The organism is Luteimonas salinisoli, assembly GCF_013425525.1.
GTDB lineage: Bacteria > Pseudomonadota > Gammaproteobacteria > Xanthomonadales > Xanthomonadaceae > Luteimonas > Luteimonas salinisoli.
The window spans coordinates 1-3,275 of the sequence record NZ_JACCKA010000048.1; the positions used below are offsets into that span (position 1 = coordinate 1).

At 56.2% G+C, this 3,275-nt stretch carries 4 protein-coding genes and 1 pseudogene; all 5 read right to left on the minus strand.

Going from position 1 to position 3,275, the window contains the following annotated elements:
• The coding region (locus H0E84_RS06920; RefSeq protein WP_180677910.1) for a transposase at positions 1-312 on the minus strand (312 nt) is incomplete at its 3' end.
• Positions 313-715: 403 nt separating this feature from the next.
• Positions 716-1,162, minus strand: coding sequence for a hypothetical protein (locus tag H0E84_RS06925; RefSeq protein ID WP_180677911.1), 447 nt, complete (start codon positions 1,160-1,162; stop codon positions 716-718).
• 447 nt (positions 1,163-1,609) lie between these two features.
• Positions 1,610-2,074, minus strand: coding sequence for a hypothetical protein (locus H0E84_RS06930; RefSeq protein WP_180677912.1), 465 nt, complete (start codon positions 2,072-2,074; stop codon positions 1,610-1,612).
• 23 nt (positions 2,075-2,097) lie between these two features.
• Entirely contained in the window at positions 2,098-3,075 is a 978-nt protein-coding gene (locus H0E84_RS06935) for an RHS repeat domain-containing protein (RefSeq protein WP_180677913.1), read from the minus strand.
• A pseudogene (locus H0E84_RS06940) lies at positions 3,072-3,275 on the minus strand (hypothetical protein); the annotation flags it as partial. The pseudogene H0E84_RS06940 and the gene H0E84_RS06935, both read right to left, overlap by 4 nt.

A 3,275-nucleotide genomic window follows, 5' to 3' on the forward strand; every position in this document is an offset into this window, starting at 1 on the left:
CTTGTAGCGCCCTTCCCATAGCGTTCCGGTGCGGCCGGACGAGTCGTTGACATAGCGCACGTAGCGGCGCCCAACCGCCTGCATCATGCGCGACACGCTGCCCTCGGCCTCCGGCGTCACCAGCAGGTGCACATGGTTGGTCATCAGCACGTACGCATGTAGCCGACAGCCGTAGTTCAGCGATGCCTCGCGCAGATCCTGCAGATACCGCAAGTAGTCCGTCTCCTGGAAGAAGCAGGCTTGGCGGTCGTTGCCGCGCTGGATCACGTGCTGCGTTACGCCAGCCAGGTCGAGACACTTCATTCTGGGCATGGCATCCGTGCCAGTTCTTTGGGAAATGCAGCATGCGCACGGGAACGCGGCGGCGCCATCGGCGACAGGCTGGACAGGCCGTCAGCCCAAGCCGCGGTCTACTGTCAGAAATGTACTCTGACCCCTGTTCTCCCTGACCCCTGTTTTCCAACCCTTTGGGAGATGCAGCATGCGCACTGGAACGCGGCGGCGCGATCGGCGGCAGGCTGGAGCGGCCCTCAGCTCAAGTCGCAATCGACTGTCAGAAATGTACTCTGACCCCTGTTCTTCCACCCCTGTTCTTGCCACGTTGCCGTGCGCGTCGTAGTCCAGGCTGCCTCGGAAATGTACTCTGACCCCTGTTCTTGCCTGTTCTTGCCAGGTAGAAGCCGTATAGCCGGCGTCTCAAAGTTCATAACGTGCTCTAGTCTGTGATGAGGCTCTCAGTGTTGTCTTCACCGATTTCAATTATCTGAAAAACTGTCAGCGTTCCACTAGGGCGACCATCCTTGTTCCACTTGAACCTGCCGACCACATCGACCCAGACGCCGGCGGTTGGTTCTGGGAACCCGTTCCAAACTCGAGCTTCTAGCGCTGATCGGCGAGCATCTTCCCAACCTATTTCACCGATTTCCAAGAAAATAACTCCTTGACAACCCGCCGTCTCCAGCCGCATTGGCGCATGGTCCGGGGGTCTCGCCATCGCGCGCAACCATATCGTGTCGCGATCATATATCTTGGGATCACGGATCACTTCGCAGAAATCAGACAAGTTGGGTTCCGCATTCTTGATCAGCCCGTTGTCGGCACATCCGATTTGCAACAGCACGAGAAAACAGACGCAGGCGCTATGCCTCATCGAGATCAGCATTGGATTACCCCTACTGGCTGTCCCAGTTGCTGGCAGATTTCTCAGCCATCTCATCAATTTGCGCCTCATCTATGCCGCCACCTGGCGTCCAAAGTCTGTAGGGCGACGTGCCGTACCCAAGCGCACGATGCGTTTGCCCTTGTGTTCGATATGCGCTTCTTTCACTACTCAGAGACTGATCTCTTGATCGACTATTGCCTCGGTCTCTCTGTGTAACACCGTGATCCCCTTCATGAGCAACTATCCCCGCGAGCTCTTGAGAACGATGCTCTTCGTTACCCCGAATCATGTTTGAAAACAGGCAAAACAGGAGGCAAAACAGGGGTCAGAGTGGAGTGACCCCGATTCTTCCTCCTTGGGCCTGAGTGTCGCCGAATCCTCTAGTTCTGGCTGGTCCAACTTATCAGGGGGGCGTCGCCCTGTTTTTGTCCCCTGTTTTGTCCCATTTTAGTTCGTTGTTTCTTGCGTCGAATTAGGCCAACGATTGTTCATACGAACCTTCAAGCCTTCAAAAAGAGCGTCAGCTTCAGGAGGAAAATTTTCAGCGGTGGATGAAATACGTATTGGAACTCGCATCTCGCGATCTACGCTGATGCTTATGATAATTGCTCCATCTTTACTCTCATACCCAACAGTGTTTTCAGTCCCATGAATTTCATCATAGCCGCCTTTACCCATCCTTCTTAGGCCTTGTTCCTGCAAATATGCTTCTGCTTCAACCGCGACATCTTCTACACTTTTGTTTGCTACTTGCAAATCAATCTCTAATGCACGACTTGGAAGAAATGAACTTGCTTGGCAAGAAGATAGTGCCATCGCAATAACAGAAAAGACAATCAGCTTGATCCAATGTAATCCACCACGCTCAGTCCTATATGCCATATTTGAACTCACTGTATTAATAGTCTGCACAATTTCTCTCCAGCAGAATTAGCTCATGGGCTTGGCGGATAAACCGGCAATGACTGTCTGAGTTGTATGTCCACGCTATGCCAAAGAAACGGCGCTCCTAAGATTTGCGCCCAGCTACCCCACCCTAGCCCAGTGCCAGTTCCAGTTGTGCGGATGAAAACTTGGCTGCCACCCTGAAGCACTTGACGACTAACTTCTCCGGGATGCAGCAAATGACCTGGCAATGTTTCATTTCTAATCAGTAGGTGATCTGGATAAACCAATGTTCTAACTAGCCCGAAACCAGGAACTGAAGTGATCTGACCATTGCTTGCCGGAGCCTCCAGTCTCGGCCCAGGAAATGGCTGATAGAGTAGCCCTTGGTAAAATACGGTCTGCGCACTACAACCATGCTGCTGTGCGGTATCACACGCAGGTGTATTGACTTCGTAGAAGTGGTAGCCAGACTCACTCGAGTCGTAACTTTGACGACCACTTGAGCCTCCTCCGCCGCCGTTGCTGGCTTCAGGTGACTGTTGATTCGTCGGCGGCGAATTTTGCGCAGTATCGCCAGACCTACAGCTAATAGAATCACGGTCCTTGACGTGGGTTCCACATCCGCCCTTCGCTTCTCGCCCATCGGGATCGATGAAAGAGTATGGGTTGCCATTCGCGTACCTGTACCGATGGAACTGCCCGACCGGATTGCCCAGCGCCGTCACCGGATCGACGGACAGGAACACCCCGATCCCCGGGTCATAGTAGCGCTGCTGCATGTAAGTCAGCCCAGTCGCCGCATCCTGCACGTGCCCGGTATACCCCGGCCCGTCCGCCACCGCCGGCGACAGCTGCGCCCCGTACGGCTCGTACTCACGTCGCTCGATCACCGCGCCGCTGGTGTCGGTCACCGCCACTACGCTGCCGAGCGCGTCGGTGTGGATGTAGCGCACCGTCTCCGCCGCATGCGCGGGCTGCGCCAGCCAGCACAACAGGCACAGCGCCCAGACCTGCAGCCCCTTCATGGCGATTCCTCCCCGGGCGCGTCCTCATCCGGGACGGCGCCCTCGTCCGTGGCCTCCTGGTCCGTGGCGTCCTGCGCGGCATCGTCCGACGCCGCGGCTTCCTGCTCCGCGGCGTCCTCCTGCCCGGCCCCGTCCTCACCCTCCGCCATCATCCCCATCGGCCCCACCGGGTCTGTCCACGGCGAGCAGCCGTAGGTGTT